Origin of the sequence: Pseudomonas medicaginis (genome assembly GCF_965119365.1) — a bacterium.
Classification (GTDB): Bacteria; Pseudomonadota; Gammaproteobacteria; order Pseudomonadales; family Pseudomonadaceae; genus Aquipseudomonas.
This window is the reverse complement of sequence record NZ_OZ221631.1, coordinates 656661-671936: the sequence shown is the minus strand read 5'-3', so window position 1 is coordinate 671936 and position 15276 is coordinate 656661. Positions and strand designations below refer to the sequence as shown.

Sequence of the window (15276 nt, the reverse complement as noted above, 5' to 3'; positions counted from 1 at the left end):
ATCTAAGGGCACTCCACTACCCGCCCGAAGCCACCCGGAGGACATATGTCGAAGTCGGTTCAACTCATCAAAGATCATGACGTCAAGTGGATTGATCTGCGCTTCACTGACACCAAAGGCACTCAACATCACGTGACCATGCCGGCCCGTGATGCGCTGGACGACGAATTCTTTGAAATCGGGAAAATGTTCGACGGCTCCTCCATCTCCGGCTGGAAAGGTATCGAAGCCTCCGACATGATCCTGATGCCGGATGACGAAACCGCCGTCCTGGACCCGTTCACCGAAGAGCCGACCCTGATCCTGGTCTGCGACATCATCGAACCTTCGACCATGCAAGGCTATGACCGCGACCCACGCGCCATCGCCCACCGCGCCGAGGAATACCTGAAGTCCACCGGTATCGGCGACACCGCTTTCTTCGGTCCTGAGCCTGAGTTCTTCATCTTCGACTCGGTCAAATTCAAGTCCGACATTTCCGGCTCCATGTTCAAGATCTTCTCCGAACAAGGTTCGTGGATGTCCGACCAGGACGTGGAAGGCGGCAACAAAGGCCACCGTCCAGGTATCAAGGGCGGCTACTTCCCGGTTCCACCGTTCGATTTCGACCACGAAATCCGTACCTCCATGTGCAACGCACTGGAAGAAATGGGCCAGACCGTGGAAGTTCACCACCACGAAGTGGCAACTGCCGGCCAGAACGAAATCGGCGTGAAGTTCAACACGCTGGTCAAGAAGGCTGACGAAGTCCAGACCCTCAAGTACTGCGTACACAACGTTGCCGACGCCTACGGTCGCACCGCGACCTTCATGCCGAAGCCACTGTACGGCGACAACGGTTCGGGCATGCACGTTCACATGTCGATCTCCAAAGACGGCAAGAACACCTTCGCAGGCGAAGGTTATGCCGGCCTGTCGGACACCGCCCTGTACTTCATCGGCGGTATCATCAAGCACGGTAAGGCTCTGAACGGCTTCACCAACCCGTCGACCAACTCCTACAAGCGTCTGGTACCAGGTTTCGAAGCACCGGTCATGCTGGCCTACTCGGCTCGCAACCGTTCCGCCTCGATCCGTATTCCTTACGTGAACAGCCCTAAAGCTCGCCGTATCGAAGCGCGCTTCCCGGATCCGGCTGCCAACCCGTACCTGGCCTTCGCAGCACTGATGATGGCCGGCCTGGACGGTATCCAGAACAAGATCCACCCTGGCGATGCCGCTGACAAAAACCTGTATGACCTGCCGCCTGAAGAGGCCAAGGAAATCCCACAGGTGTGTGGCAGCCTGAAAGAAGCCCTGGAAGAGCTGGACAAGGGCCGTGCGTTCCTGACCAAGGGCGGCGTATTCAGCGATGACTTCATCGACGCTTACATCGCACTGAAAAGCGAAGAAGAAATCAAGGTCCGCACCTTCGTACACCCACTGGAATACGAGCTGTACTACAGCTGCTGATCCAGTAAACGCCGCCACGCACGGCGTGAATAAAGAGAGGCCTCCTTCGGGAGGCCTTTTTTATGGGCGCAGGTTACGTGCATGATGCCTCGTCGCTCCCCCATAGAAGACGAGACTGCCCATGACTTTGCGCTTCAAGCTCTGCCTTGCCCTGTCTGCCGCACTGCTGGCCTCCACCGCCGAAGCCGCCTCGGCCCCCGCCCCTGAGGCCCTTACCCCGTTGCTTAACGCCATTGGCGAACGCCTGGCCCTTGGCGATCAAGTGGCGCTGAGCAAATGGGACAGCCATAAACCGGTAGAAGACCGTCAGCGCGAGCGTGAAGTCATTGCCGCCGCCGTCGCCCAGGCACCGGCCTACAAGCTGAGTGGCGAAACCGTGGAAGCGTTTTTCGCTGCCCAGATAGAAGCCAACAAAATGGTGCAGTACATCAACCTGTCCGACTGGGCCCTGGAAGGCAAGGCCCCGGACCTCCCACGGCCGGACCTGGTGGGACAGATCCGCCCGCAACTCGATCGACTGCAAAAACGCCTGTTGCAACAACTGGCCGACTTCGCCCCCTACCGCACAGACCCGCAGTGCCCGCAATGGCTGGCCCGGGCCACGCACCATAACAAGCAACACCCGGTGCACCGCCTCGCCCTGATCCGAGCGACCGGAGAGCTGTGCATTTCCACAAAGTCCTGAAACACCCCACCTCCCCCTGTGGGAGCGAGCTTGCTCGCGATGAGGCCAGCACATTCAACATCTCAGTGACTGACATGCCGCTTTCGCGAGCAAGCCCGCTCCCACAGGGGTTATGTGCATCAACTTGGGTCAATCACCCTCCCTGGCCTATGCTGCAACCCATCACTTTTCGTTTTCGGTCGATTTTCCATGGGTCGTGGTTTTTCAATCATCCTGTTGTTGCTGTTGGCTCTGCCAGCCACCGCGCAGATCTACAAGTACACCGACGCCGACGGCAACACCGCCTACAGCAACCAACCGCCCCAGGGCGTGCCGGCGCAGACGGTGGAGTTGCCGCCGCTCAACAGCATCGAACGCCAGTCCCCGGCCAACCCGGACACACCGCCAGCCCCCGCCAACAGCGACGAGCCGCGCAATGCCTACGAGATATTGGAACTGACGGACATCCCCACCGACAAGGCCCTGCGCGCCAACAACGGCACCTTCACCGTTGGCGTCCGGGCGCAACCACGCCTGCAGAGCCCGCATCTGTTCCGGCTGTTGCTGGACGGCCAACCCTACGGCCAGCCGTCCAACGTGCCGCGCCTGCAATTGGTGAACATCGATCGGGGCGAGCACAGCCTGGCGGTTCAAGTCATCGACGGGAACACCCTCGTGCAACAAAGCGAAACCGTCACGTTCACCGTGCAACGGGTGCACCAGCCATGATCCGCTGGTGGCTGGCGCTAGGCCTGACGCTGGCGGCACTGCCTGGGGTGGCACAGGTCTACACCTACATCGATGCCCAGGGAAATCGCGTGTTCACCGATCAGCCACGCCCCGGCAACGCGAAGAAAGTCCAACTGCCACCCGGTAACCGGATGCCGGCGCCGCCAGGGAGCACACCCTCGGCGCCCGCCGCCGAAGCCCGGCCCGAGCCGCTGTTTCATTACGAAATGCTCAGGCTGTTGATTCCCGAGCCGGACGCGACGATACGCAGCACCGCTGGCGAACTGATCGTCAGTGTCACCAGCGAACCCGGCCTGAAAAAAGGCCACCGCTATCGCCTGCTGCTCGACGGCAAGCCCACGGGCGCGCCGGGGCCGAGCCCGGTGTTTGCCCTGGGCAACATCGATCGAGGCACCCACCACCTGGCGGTCGAAATCCTCGATGAGCAGGACCGCATCGTCGAACGCACCGCCAACCAGCCCTTCCATATGCAACGCATGTCCCTGGCGCAAAAGCGCCGCACCAAACCCTGCGCCACGGCCGATTACGGTCAACGCCCCGAGTGCCCCCTCGCCGAAAAGCCTGAAGAAGAAAAAAGCAGCCTCTTGCCGTTCTTCTGATGCCGTTCAGGCTAGCGCACTATATTGGTGCAAACCTTTGCACGCTACCCAGTTTCCAAACCCATTTTGGTTCGAAAGTACCCGAAAAAGCTGGCAGAACGCCACGCAACTGGGCGAAAAACACCCTTTTAAGGCTCTAAACGCTTCTTTTCGGAGCCTTGGTTTGGTTTTTGCATTTTCCTGGCAACAGCGCATCAATCGCGCGCGCAATTTGGGACCGGTCCTAAGTTGCTACGCTCCAAAAGAGGTCCTGATGACCATTAGCGACGCACTACACCGCTTGCTGCTCGACAACCTCACCACCGCGACCATTCTGCTCGACGCCGAACTGCGCCTCGAGTACATGAACCCGGCGGCGGAGATGCTCCTGGCCGTCAGCGGCCAGCGCAGCCACGGACAGTTCATCAGCGAGTTGTTCACCGAATCCGCCGAAGCGCTCAATTCCCTGCGCCAAGCCGTGGAACAGGCCCATCCGTTCACCAAGCGCGAAGCGATGCTCACCGCGCTGACCGGCCAGTCCCTGACCGTGGATTACGCGGTCACGCCGATCCTGAACAATGGCGCCACCTTGCTGCTGCTGGAAGTCCACCCGCGTGATCGCCTGCTGCGCATCACCAAGGAAGAGGCGCAATTGTCCAAGCAGGAAACCAGCAAGATGCTGGTGCGCGGCCTCGCGCATGAGATCAAGAACCCCCTCGGCGGGATACGTGGCGCCGCGCAACTGCTCGCCCGCGAGCTGCCGGAAGAAAGCCTCAAGGACTACACCAACGTCATCATCGAGGAAGCCGACCGCCTGCGGAACCTGGTGGACCGCATGCTCGGCTCGAACAAGCTGCCGTCCCTGGCGATGTGCAACGTCCATGAAGTGCTCGAGCGGGTCAGCAGTCTGGTGGAAGCCGAAAGCCAGGGTTGCATCACCTTGGTGCGCGACTATGACCCGAGCATTCCCGATGTCTTGATCGATCGCGAGCAGATGATCCAGGCAGTGCTGAACATCGTGCGCAACGCGATGCAGGCCATCAGCAGCCAGAACGAACTGCGCCTGGGTCGCATCAGCCTGCGTACCCGGGCCATGCGCCAGTTCACCATCGGCCATGTGCGCCATCGCCTGGTGACCAAGATCGAGATCATCGACAACGGCCCGGGCATCCCTGCGGAACTGCAGGAAACCATTTTCTTTCCCATGGTCAGCGGCCGTCCGGACGGTACCGGGCTGGGCCTGGCCATTACCCAGAACATCATCAGTCAGCATCAGGGCTTGATCGAATGTGAGAGCCACCCCGGCCACACCACTTTCTCGATCTTCCTGCCACTGGAACAAGGAGCCACATCGACATGAGCCGTAGTGAAACCGTGTGGATCGTCGATGACGACCGTTCTATCCGTTGGGTCCTGGAAAAAGCCTTGCAACAGGAAGGCATGACCACCCAGAGCTTCGACAGCGCCGACGGGGTGATGAGTCGCCTGGCGCGTCAGCAACCGGACGTCATCATCTCCGACATCCGCATGCCCGGTGCCAGCGGCCTGGACCTGTTGGCGCGGATTCGCGAACAGCATCCGCGGCTGCCGGTGATCATCATGACCGCCCATTCCGACTTGGACAGCGCCGTGGCGTCCTACCAGGGCGGTGCTTTCGAATACCTGCCCAAACCATTCGATGTCGACGAAGCCGTGTCACTGGTCAAGCGCGCCAACCAGCACGCCCAGGAGCAACAGGGCATGGAAGAGGTGCCGGCCCTGGCCCGTACCCCGGAAATCATCGGTGAAGCACCGGCGATGCAGGAAGTGTTTCGCGCCATCGGGCGCTTGAGCCACTCCAACATCACCGTGCTGATCAACGGCGAGTCCGGCACCGGTAAAGAACTGGTGGCCCACGCCCTGCATCGCCACAGTCCGCGGGCGGCGTCGCCGTTCATCGCACTGAACATGGCGGCGATTCCCAAGGATCTGATGGAATCCGAGCTGTTCGGCCATGAAAAAGGCGCGTTCACCGGCGCCGCCAACCTGCGGCGCGGGCGCTTCGAGCAGGCCGACGGCGGCACGTTGTTTCTCGATGAAATCGGCGACATGCCGGCTGATACCCAGACCCGCTTGCTGCGCGTACTGGCCGATGGCGAGTTCTATCGGGTCGGCGGCCATACGCCGGTCAAGGTAGACGTGCGCATCATCGCCGCGACGCACCAGAACCTGGAAACCCTGGTACACGCCGGCAAATTCCGTGAAGACTTGTTCCACCGCCTGAATGTGATCCGCATTCATATCCCGCGCCTGGCGGATCGTCGCGAAGACATCCCGACCCTGGCCCGCCACTTCCTCAGCCGCGCGGCCCAGGAACTGGCGGTCGAGCCCAAGCTGCTCAAGAGCGAAACCGAGGAATACCTCAAGAACCTGCCGTGGCCCGGCAACGTGCGCCAGCTGGAGAACACCTGCCGCTGGATCACGGTGATGGCTTCGGGTCGTGAAGTGCACATCAGCGATCTGCCGCCGGAGCTGTTGAGCCTGCCGCAGGACTCGGCCCCGGTGACCAACTGGGAACAAGCCCTGCGCCAGTGGGCCGACCAGGCCCTGGCCCGTGGCCAGTCGAGCCTGTTGGACAGCGCCGTCCCCAGTTTCGAACGGATCATGATCGAAACCGCCCTCAAGCACACCGCCGGCCGCCGCCGCGATGCCGCCGTGCTGCTGGGCTGGGGCCGCAACACCTTGACCCGCAAGATCAAGGAGCTGGGGATGAAGGTCGACGGCGGGGATGACGATGACGGGGATGAGGGCTGAATCGCCTTTAACTCTTCGCTGAATTTGAAGGCCAATCGCGAGCAAGCTCGCTCCCACAATGGAAACGTAACGCCTGTGGGAGAGAGCTTGCTCGCGAAGCTTTTAAAGGCTCCATGCACCGCATCAATGCACTGCGAACCGCAATTGCGCATGCACAACGAGCCAAAACCAATCGTTCCAGGTCGAAAAAACCGCACAAATAAAAACAAAAGCCCCGGAATACGGGGCTTTTCGCATCACCAGCAGTTTTTTTGTGACAAGCCATTTAAAACTGGCACGCCCCCTGCAATAACTCAATCACTACCCAGTTTCGGGGACCTTGGTACAGGCAGGCCGGGGAATCCCCTCTTTTACACCGGGCTCATCGAGCCCACTGTTTTGGGGGCCTTGATACAGGCAGGTCAAGGTTTCCCTTCTTTACACCCTGGGCCATGCGCTTGGCGCAACCCTCCCGTTTTGGGAACCTTGGTACAGGCAGGCCGGGGATTCCCTCTTTTATTGCTCTTGGAGACGGACCTCCAGTCGCCAGCGATCATCCACTTCGCTGCCGGTCCACACCCCCCGCAACGGACGCGCCGCCACCAGCGTCAGCAACAACCCCTTGTCACTCAAACGCACCCGCCAGTTCACATCCCTGCCATTGAGCTTCAATCGGCCGTTCTGCGGCCGACCTTCTGCCTGGAACAACAGCGCCAGCGAGCCATCGATGACTTCCCCGTGCAGTTTGGGCTCGTTGTTGAACCAGGCCACCAGCACCCCATCTGTTACCTCGACCTGTTGCAACGCGCTCGGGTCGGGCGTGGTCAGGCGCCCGATCATCAGCCCGACCATCATGCCGAAAATCGCCAACGAGCCCATCACCCGAGGCATTAGCTTCGAACGTCGGTCGGTTTGCGGCGTAGAATGCCGCTCATCTTTATCTGCGGAGCCGTGCATGTTTCACGTCATCCTTTTTCAACCGGAAATTCCGCCGAATACCGGCAACGTCATCAGGCTGTGCGCCAACAGCGGCTGCCACCTGCATTTGATCGAACCGCTGGGCTTCGACATGGACGACAAACGCCTGCGCCGCGCCGGCCTCGACTACCACGAGTATGCCACCTTGCAGCGTCACGCCGACCTTGCCAGTTGTCTGGAGAGCCTCGGGCATCCGCGCCTGTTCGCGTTTACCACCAAGGGTTCGCGGCCGTTCCATGACGCCAGCTTCGTCGCCGGTGATGCGTTCCTGTTCGGCCCGGAAAGTCGTGGCCTGCCGGCCGAGGTGCTGGACGCCCTGCCTGCCGAGCAGCGCCTGCGCCTGCCGATGCGCGAGGGTTGCCGCAGCCTGAACCTGTCCAATACCGTGGCAGTGGCGGTTTATGAGGCGTGGCGGCAGAACGGCTTCGCCTGATTCGGCACCGCTAGCCAAAAACACCTGTGGGAGCGAGCTTGCTCGCGATGGCGGTGTATCAGCCGACTTTAATGTTGACTGGTGCACCGCTATCGCGAGCAAGCTCGCTCCCACAGGTTTTGTGCTTGGCAGTGGACGCTTACTGAACGGTCGCGCCGCCTTCCTGCTGCATGCGCTGCAGTTCTTGCGCATACAGGGCATCGAAGTTCACCGGGGCCAGCATCAGGGCCGGGAACGAGCCGCGGGTCACCAGGCTGTCCAGGGTTTCCCGGGCGTAAGGGAACAGGATGTTCGGGCAGAATGCGCCCAGGGTGTGGCTCATCGAAGCGGCATCCAGGTTCTTGATCAGGAAGATACCGGCCTGTTGCACTTCGGCGATGAACGCCACTTCGTCACCGTTCTTCACGGTGACCGACAGGGTCAGCACCACTTCGTGGAAGTCGTCTTCCAGGGCTTTCTGACGGGTGTTCAGGTCCAGGCCTACGCTCGGCTCCCACTGCTGGCGAAAGATCGCCGGGCTTTTCGGAGCTTCGAAGGACAGGTCACGTACATAAATGCGCTGCAAGGAGAATTGCGGTGCGGCTTCTTCTTCGCTGGCAGCTGTGTTCTGTTGGTCAGTCATCGCAGATCCTTCTTACTTTCAGGTTCTCAGTGGGAAATTCAGGCCTTGAGCAGCGCGTCGAGCTTGCCGGCGCGCTCCAGGGCGAACAGATCATCGCAACCGCCCACGTGGGTGCTGCCGATCCAGATCTGCGGCACGGAGGTGCGCCCGGCCTTCTGGGTCATTTCGGCTCGCAATTGCGGCTTGCCGTCGACCTTGATCTCTTCGAAGGCCACGCCTTTGTTCTGGAGCAGGAACTTGGCTCTGGAGCAATAGGGGCAGTAATCGCTGGAATAGACAACAACGTGGGACATTTCACTTCACCAGGGGCAGATTGTCGGCTTTCCAGCTGGCAACGCCACCGGACAGCTTGGCGGCGGTAAAGCCGGACTTCATCAGCTCGCGGGCATGGGTGCCGGCGTGCTGGCCTTGGGCGTCCACCAGGATCAGCGTCTTGGCCTTGTGTTTTTCCAGCTCGCCGATACGGGCGATCAGTTTGTCCTGGGGAATGTTCACCGCCCCGACAATGTGACCGGCGGCGTAGTCCTTGCTCGGACGGATATCCACCACCAGGCCTGCATCCTTGTTGACCAGCGCGGTCAGCTCGGCGGTGCTCAGGCTGCGACCGCCGCCCTGCATCGTGTGGGCAACCAGCAACGCCAGCAGCACGACGAAGATACCGACGAGAATGTAGTGGTTAGTGGCAAATTGAATCAGGTGAGCAACCATCGAAGGAGGTTCCAGGGCGTTAAAATGTCGGCCAGTATACACAGCACGCAAGGTCGGCCAAACCCCGCCCGGCGGTGACGCCGCCGGAACTTACCTTTAAACTGCCCGTCCCTTTTCCATCGTCTTCTTTTAACCCGCCACGAGTGGATTCCATGACTACCACGCCTAAACCTTTGGTCCTGATGATTCTCGACGGCTTCGGTCACAGTGACAGCCACGAATCCAACGCCGTGTATTCGGCCAACAAGCCTGTGCTGGACCGTCTGTGGGCCACCGTGCCCAACGGCCTGATCTCCGGCAGTGGCATGGACGTCGGCCTGCCGGATGGGCAGATGGGCAACTCCGAAGTCGGCCACATGAACCTCGGCGCTGGCCGCGTGGTGTACCAGGACTTCACCCGCGTGACCAAATCGATCCGCGACGGCGAGTTCTTCGAAAACCCGACCATCTGCGCCGCCGTGGATAAAGCCGTGGCCGCCGGCAAGGCCGTGCACTTCATGGGTCTGCTGTCCGACGGTGGCGTGCACAGCCACCAGGACCACCTGGTCGCCATGGCCGAACTGGCCGCCAAGCGCGGCGCCGAGCAGATCTACCTGCACGCGTTCCTCGATGGCCGCGACACCCCGCCGAAAAGCGCCGCCTCCTCGATCGAATTGCTGGACGCCACCTTCCAGGCCCTCGGCAAGGGGCGCATCGCCAGCCTTGTCGGCCGCTACTACGCCATGGACCGTGACAACCGCTGGGATCGCGTCTCCCAGGCCTACAACCTGATTGTCGATGGCAACGCCGAGTTCAACGCCGCCACCGCCCAGGAAGGCCTGCAAGCCGCCTACGAGCGCGGTGAAAGCGACGAATTCGTCAAGGCCACCACCCTCGGCGAGCCGGTAAAAGTCGAAGACGGCGATGCCGTGGTGTTCATGAACTTCCGTGCCGACCGTGCCCGCGAGCTGACCCGCGTGTTCGTCGAAGACGATTTCAAGGAATTCGAACGCGCCCGCCAGCCAAAACTGGCCGGCTTCGTGATGCTGACCCAATACGCCGCCAGCATTCCCGCGCCATCGGCCTTCGCCGCCGGCAGCCTGGAAAACGTGCTGGGCGACTACCTGGCGAAAAACGGCAAGACCCAGCTACGCATCGCCGAGACCGAAAAGTACGCCCACGTGACGTTCTTTTTCTCTGGCGGGCGCGAAGAACCTTTCCCGGGCGAAGAACGCATCCTGATTCCGTCGCCGAAAGTCGCCACCTACGACCTGCAACCGGAGATGAGCGCGCCGGAAGTGACCGATCGCATCGTCGACGCCATTGAAAACCAGCGTTACGACGTGATCGTGGTCAACTACGCCAACGGCGACATGGTGGGCCACAGCGGCGTATTCGAGGCGGCGGTCAAGGCCGTCGAATGCCTGGACACCTGCGTTGGCCGCATCGTCGAGGCCCTGGAAAAGGTCGGCGGCGAAGCGTTGATCACGGCCGACCACGGCAACGTCGAGCAGATGTCCGACGAGTCCACCGGCCAGGCCCACACTGCCCACACCACCGAGCCGGTGCCGTTCATCTATGTCGGCAAGCGTGATTTCAAGGTCCGCGACGGCGGCGTGCTGGCTGACGTGGCACCGACCATGCTGATGTTGCTGGGCATGGAAAAGCCGGCGGAAATGACCGGTACTTCGATCCTGGTCTGATTCCGCAAACCCTGTGGGAGCGAGCTTGCTCGCGATAGCGCCGGATCAGCCAACCTTGATGTTGACTGATGCACCGCCATCGCGAGCAAGCTCGCTCCCACCTGGGTTCTTGGTGTTTTTCAGGCCAGTTATCACACAGCCCCAAATGGGCGTTTTTTTTGCAGCGTGGGGCGGGCATACTAGGTCGTCCCTTTCCCTGGTGTCGCCCGCCTCTATGCTTCGCGTCCTGATAGCCCTCGTTCTGACCTGCCTGCTCCAACCGGCCTTTGCCGACGAGCGCGCGCAAACCCAACAACAGTTGGAAGCCACGCGCCAGGACATTGCCGAGCTGAAAAAGCTGCTGGGCAAGTTGCAGGAAGAGAGATCCAGCGTGCAGAAAGACCTGCGCGGCACCGAAACCGAGATGGGCAAGCTGGAGAAGCAGGTCGAGGCCCTGCAAAAAGAACTGAAGAAAAGCGAATCCGAGCTGCAGCGGCTCGATGGCGAGAAAAAAAAACTCCAGAGCGCGCGCACTGAACAGCAAAAGCTGATCGCCATCCAAGCCCGGGCCGCCTACCAGAATGGTCGCCAGGAATACCTCAAGCTGCTGCTCAACCAGCAGAACCCCGAGAAATTCGCCCGCACCCTCACGTATTACGATTACCTGAGCCAGGCACGCCTGGAGCAGCTCAAGAACTTCAACGAAACCTTGCGCCAGCTGGCCAGCGTCGAAAAGGACATCGAACTGCAGCAGGCCCAGTTGCTGGTACAGAAAAGCAGCCTAGACACCCAGCGTGAAGAACTCGAAAAGGTTCGCAAGGAACGCCAGGTGGCACTGGCCAAGCTCAATGACGACGTGAAGGCCCGCGACAGCAAGCTCAAGGCTCGCGAACAGGACCAGGCCGAACTGGCCAACGTGTTGAAAACCATCGAAGAAACCCTGGCCCGCCAGGCTCGAGAGGCAGAAGAAGCGCGCCAGAAAGCGCTGATCGCCCAGCAGGAAGCCGAAAAAAAGCGTTTGCGTGAAGCCCAGGCCGACGCGGACGCCGGCGATGCACCGCGCAAACTGGCAAAATCCAGCCCCGGCGCACTGGTTTCCAGTGATGGCGCAACCTTCGGCGGCGCTTTTGCTTCGGCGCGAGGCAAACTTCCATGGCCAGTCAATGGTCGATTGCTTGCGCGCTTCGGTGAAACCCGCGGCGACGACACCCGCACCAAATGGGACGGGGTGATGATCAGCGCTTCCGCCGGCAGCCAGGTGCATGCCGTACACGGCGGACGCGTGGTATTCGCCGACTGGTTGCGCGGTGCCGGCCTGCTGGTGATCCTTGACCACGGCAACGGTTATTTGAGCCTGTACGGCCACAACCAGACGCTGCTCAAGGCAGCGGGCGATGTGGTCAAGGCCGGAGAGTCCATCTCCACGGTCGGTAACAGTGGCGGACAGGATACGCCAGCATTGTATTTCGCTATTCGTCAGCAGGGTCGCCCCAGTGACCCGGCCCAATGGTGTCGTGCGCAAGGATAAGCGCGCCCATCCTATTAAGGAGTTCGTTCGACATGCTGCATTTGTCCCGCCTTACCTCGCTGGCCCTGACGATCGCCCTCGTGATCGGTGCGCCCCTGGCTTTCGCCGCCGACCCGGCCCCATCGACACCCGCCGCCACGGCCGCGACCACCAAGGCCCCACTGCCGCTGGACGAACTGCGCACCTTTGCCGAGGTCATGGACCGGATCAAGGCGGCCTATGTGGAACCGGTGGATGACAAGACGCTGCTGGAGAACGCCATCAAGGGCATGCTCAGCAATCTCGACCCGCATTCCGCGTACCTGGGCCCGGAGGATTTCGCCGAGCTGCAGGAAAGCACCAGCGGCGAGTTCGGCGGCCTGGGCATCGAGGTCGGCAGCGAAGACGGCTTCGTCAAAGTGGTTTCGCCCATCGACGACACGCCTGCTTCCAAGGCCGGCATCCAGGCCGGTGACTTCATCGTCAAGATCAACGGCCAGCCGACGCGCGGCCAGAGCATGACCGAAGCCGTGGACAAGATGCGCGGCAAGATCGGCCAGAAGATCACCCTGACCCTGGTGCGCGACGGCGGTACGCCGTTCGACGTGACCCTCACGCGGGCGGTCATCCAGGTCAAGAGCGTGAAGAGCCAACTGCTGGAGTCGGGCTACGGCTACATCCGCATCACCCAGTTCCAGGTCAAGACCGGCGAAGAAGTCGCCAAGGCCCTGGCCAAGCTGAGCAAGGACAACGGCAAGAAACTCAACGGCCTGGTCCTGGACCTGCGCAACAACCCCGGCGGCGTGCTGCAATCAGCGGTGGAAGTGGTGGACCACTTCATCACCAAGGGCCTGATCGTCTACACCAAGGGCCGCATCGCCAATTCCGAGTTGCGCTTCTCGGCCACCGGCAACGACTTGAGCGAAGCCGTGCCATTGGTGGTGCTGATCAACGGCGGCAGTGCTTCGGCCTCGGAAATCGTCGCCGGCGCCCTGCAAGACCAGAAGCGCGGCGTGGTCATGGGCACCACCAGTTTCGGCAAGGGCTCGGTACAGACCGTGCTGCCACTGAACAACGAGCGCGCCCTGAAGATCACCACCGCGCTGTACTTCACGCCCAACGGTCGCTCCATCCAGGCCCAGGGCATCGTCCCGGACATCGAGGTGCGCAAGGCCAAGATCACCAGCGAGCAGGACAGCGAGTACTTCAAGGAAGCCGACCTGCAAGGTCACCTGGGCAATGGCAACGGCGGCGCCGACAAACCGACCGGTTCCGGCGCCAAGGCCAAGCCAATGCCGCAGGATGACGACTATCAGTTGGCCCAGGCCTTGAGCTTGCTCAAAGGGTTGAACATCACGTCCGGCCGCTGAGATGGGCCTGCGCTTTACCTGGGTCCTGCTGTGCCTGCTGGCGGGAGTCGTTCACGCGGCCCCCGCCACAGCCTCTTCGCCGCACAAGGCGTACCTGAGCCTGATCATCGACGACCTGGGGCAAAACCTGCCTCGGGATCGCCGGGTCCTGGCCCTCCCCGGTCCGGTCACCGCCGCGATCATGCCTGACACCCCACACGCCGCCGACGTCGCCCGCGAAGCCCATCGCGCCGGCAAGCTGGTCATGCTGCACATGCCCATGGACCCGGCCACCGGGCCGTTCGCCTGGCACCCGGAACTGTCCATCGAAGAACTGGGCAAGCGCCTCGACGCCGCATTCGCGGCCGTGCCCTACACCAGCGGGATCAACAACCACATGGGCAGCCGCATGACTGCCCAGCCCCAGGCCATGGCGTGGTTGATGGCGAACCTGCAGCAGCGCCACAAATTTTTCGTCGACAGCCGCACCAGCGCCCAGACAGTCGCCGCCGCCGAGGCGCAGAAGATCGGCCTGGCCAGTGTGTCGCGGGACGTGTTCCTGGACGACGAGCGCACGGAGGCAGCCATCACCCGGCAACTGCAAACCGCCGTCGACCTGGCCCGCCGACAGGGTTCGGCCGTGATGATCGGCCATCCCTACCCGCAGACCCTGGCGGTGCTGGAGCGCGAGCTACCCAAGCTCAAGGCACAGGGCATCGAATGGATCGACATCAAGTCGATGATCAGCCTGCGCAGCAATCGGGCGATGATCGGGCATGGGAAGGATGGGGTCTACCGATAGCGGTAGCCGCGACGCCGCCATCGCGAGCAAGCTCGCTCCCACAACGGTTTTGCATCGGGCACAAGATTGGGGTTCACAGCAGATCCCCTGTGGGAGCGAGCTTGCTCGCGATGACGGCGACACATTCAACATCTCTACAAGCTGACCCACCGCTTTCGCGAGCAAGTCCGCTCCCACAGGTTTGTTCCAGCGGTCAGAGATACCGCGCCATGATCGCGTCCACCGCCCCTTCCTTGCGCAGTTCATCCAGGGCGGCTTGAAGCCGGGCCACCACCTCGTCAGGCACGTCCTTGTTCAAGGCCAGGTACAACTCGGCACTGTTGAATCGCAGCACGGTCTTGAGGTCGTTCACCCCTTCTTGACGCGCCAGGTAGCGCCCGGCCGGATCGCCGGTGGCCCACAGATCGATCTGGCCGTTGACCAGTTTCCTGGCGTTGTCCTGATCGCGCAGCACGACCATCGGCTTCAGTCCCTGCTTGGCCAATGTCTCGGCAATCGCGTCGCCCTTGTAGGCACCGATCTTGTATTGACGCGCCTGCTCCAGCGAGTCGAGGGCAATCTTGCTGTCGGCCTTGGCGAGCATGATCCAGTCGTCCGGACCGATGGGACCGACCCATTTGAATAGTTTTTCACGCTCCGGCAACCGCGCCATGACAAACACACCGTAACCTGGGCTTTCCAAGGCGAGTTTGTAGATGCGCTCCCAAGGGAAACGCAGCGTCAGGCTGTAGGAGACATCGGCGCGCTTGAACATTTCGCGGACGATGTCAACGGCAATGCCATGGATGTTTTCGTCCTGGGCGAAGTTCTTGCCGTTCTTGGCCATGTTGTACGGGGGGAAGTTTTCCGTCAGCAACACCAGCGAAGTGTCAGCCGCGCGAACAGTGCCGGCGAGCAGCAATGTGGCACCGGCAAAGGCAAGAACTAGACGTTTGAGCATGTCGGGCTACCGCAATCCATGGTGTGCCCAAGAGTGCCTTGGGCCCGCCATGGTGTCCAG

Annotated in this window: 16 protein-coding genes; 11 read left to right on the top strand and 5 right to left on the bottom strand. The window is 61.5% G+C overall.

Annotated features, from left to right (window positions below; translation table 11 throughout):
- The first annotated feature begins 45 nt into the window (after positions 1-45).
- The 6 genes from glnA to ntrC all read left to right on the top strand — a co-directional run bounded on the left by glnA (position 46) and on the right by ntrC (position 6237).
- Entirely contained in the window at positions 46-1452 is a 1407-nt protein-coding gene (gene glnA, locus ACMTA2_RS02985; protein WP_014336114.1) for a type I glutamate--ammonia ligase, read from the top strand.
- A gap of 121 nt (positions 1453-1573) precedes the next feature.
- On the top strand, positions 1574-2137 hold the full coding sequence (locus ACMTA2_RS02980) for a chorismate mutase (RefSeq protein WP_028237803.1): 564 nt from the start codon (positions 1574-1576) through the stop codon (positions 2135-2137).
- A gap of 189 nt (positions 2138-2326) precedes the next feature.
- Positions 2327-2845, top strand: a complete 519-nt coding sequence (locus tag ACMTA2_RS02975) for a DUF4124 domain-containing protein (protein ID WP_413793653.1) — start codon at positions 2327-2329, stop codon at positions 2843-2845.
- A complete protein-coding gene (locus ACMTA2_RS02970; RefSeq protein WP_413793652.1) occupies positions 2842-3465 on the top strand; it encodes a DUF4124 domain-containing protein in 624 nt (207 codons plus the stop codon). The genes ACMTA2_RS02975 and ACMTA2_RS02970 overlap by 4 nt, the downstream gene beginning before the upstream one ends.
- Positions 3466-3718: 253 nt before the next feature.
- Positions 3719-4804 (top strand): nitrogen regulation protein NR(II), encoded by a 1086-nt coding sequence (gene glnL / locus ACMTA2_RS02965; protein ID WP_413793651.1) that lies wholly within the window; start codon positions 3719-3721, stop codon positions 4802-4804.
- Entirely contained in the window at positions 4801-6237 is a 1437-nt protein-coding gene (gene ntrC / locus ACMTA2_RS02960) for a nitrogen regulation protein NR(I) (RefSeq protein WP_014336110.1), read from the top strand. Before glnL ends, ntrC begins: the two co-directional genes overlap by 4 nt.
- Positions 6238-6732: 495 nt before the next feature.
- Here ntrC and ACMTA2_RS02955 read toward each other — a convergent pair whose 3' ends face one another.
- Positions 6733-7173, bottom strand: a complete 441-nt coding sequence (locus ACMTA2_RS02955; protein ID WP_413793650.1) for a hypothetical protein — start codon at positions 7171-7173, stop codon at positions 6733-6735.
- On the opposite strand from ACMTA2_RS02955, the gene trmL reads away from it, so the two are divergent.
- A complete protein-coding gene (gene trmL / locus ACMTA2_RS02950) occupies positions 7172-7627 on the top strand; it encodes a tRNA (uridine(34)/cytosine(34)/5-carboxymethylaminomethyluridine(34)-2'-O)-methyltransferase TrmL (protein WP_039592709.1) in 456 nt (151 codons plus the stop codon). The two genes, ACMTA2_RS02955 and trmL, sit on opposite strands and share 2 nt — an antisense overlap.
- A 139-nt stretch (positions 7628-7766) precedes the next feature.
- Here the strand turns inward: trmL and secB are convergent, their stop codons facing one another.
- Genes secB through ACMTA2_RS02935 form a run of 3 tightly spaced genes read right to left on the bottom strand, consistent with a single transcriptional unit; the run spans position 7767 to position 8957 of the window.
- The gene (secB, locus tag ACMTA2_RS02945) at positions 7767-8249 is read right to left on the bottom strand and encodes a protein-export chaperone SecB (protein ID WP_024618249.1); all 483 of its coding nucleotides are present in this window, start codon (positions 8247-8249) and stop codon (positions 7767-7769) included.
- A gap of 38 nt (positions 8250-8287) precedes the next feature.
- Complete coding sequence (gene grxC, locus ACMTA2_RS02940; RefSeq protein WP_092173383.1) at positions 8288-8542, bottom strand: glutaredoxin 3; 255 nt, start codon at positions 8540-8542, stop codon at positions 8288-8290.
- Between the two features lies 1 nt (position 8543).
- The gene (locus ACMTA2_RS02935) at positions 8544-8957 is read right to left on the bottom strand and encodes a rhodanese-like domain-containing protein (RefSeq protein ID WP_413793649.1); all 414 of its coding nucleotides are present in this window, start codon (positions 8955-8957) and stop codon (positions 8544-8546) included.
- A 152-nt stretch (positions 8958-9109) separates the two neighbouring features.
- Between ACMTA2_RS02935 and gpmI the strand changes: the two genes are divergently transcribed.
- The 4 genes from gpmI to ACMTA2_RS02915 all read left to right on the top strand — a co-directional run bounded on the left by gpmI (position 9110) and on the right by ACMTA2_RS02915 (position 14276).
- A complete protein-coding gene (gpmI, locus tag ACMTA2_RS02930) occupies positions 9110-10639 on the top strand; it encodes a 2,3-bisphosphoglycerate-independent phosphoglycerate mutase (RefSeq protein WP_413793648.1) in 1530 nt (509 codons plus the stop codon).
- A 214-nt stretch (positions 10640-10853) separates the two neighbouring features.
- Positions 10854-12146: a murein hydrolase activator EnvC family protein gene (locus tag ACMTA2_RS02925; protein WP_413793647.1), complete on the top strand. Its 1293-nt coding sequence runs from the start codon at positions 10854-10856 to the stop codon at positions 12144-12146.
- Between the two features lie 32 nt (positions 12147-12178).
- The gene (locus tag ACMTA2_RS02920; RefSeq protein WP_413793646.1) at positions 12179-13495 is read left to right on the top strand and encodes a S41 family peptidase; all 1317 of its coding nucleotides are present in this window, start codon (positions 12179-12181) and stop codon (positions 13493-13495) included.
- A gap of 1 nt (position 13496) precedes the next feature.
- The gene (locus tag ACMTA2_RS02915; protein WP_413793645.1) at positions 13497-14276 is read left to right on the top strand and encodes a divergent polysaccharide deacetylase family protein; all 780 of its coding nucleotides are present in this window, start codon (positions 13497-13499) and stop codon (positions 14274-14276) included.
- A gap of 193 nt (positions 14277-14469) precedes the next feature.
- Here the strand turns inward: ACMTA2_RS02915 and ACMTA2_RS02910 are convergent, their stop codons facing one another.
- Complete coding sequence (locus ACMTA2_RS02910; RefSeq protein WP_413793644.1) at positions 14470-15216, bottom strand: substrate-binding periplasmic protein; 747 nt, start codon at positions 15214-15216, stop codon at positions 14470-14472.
- Positions 15217-15276: the final 60 nt, after the last annotated feature.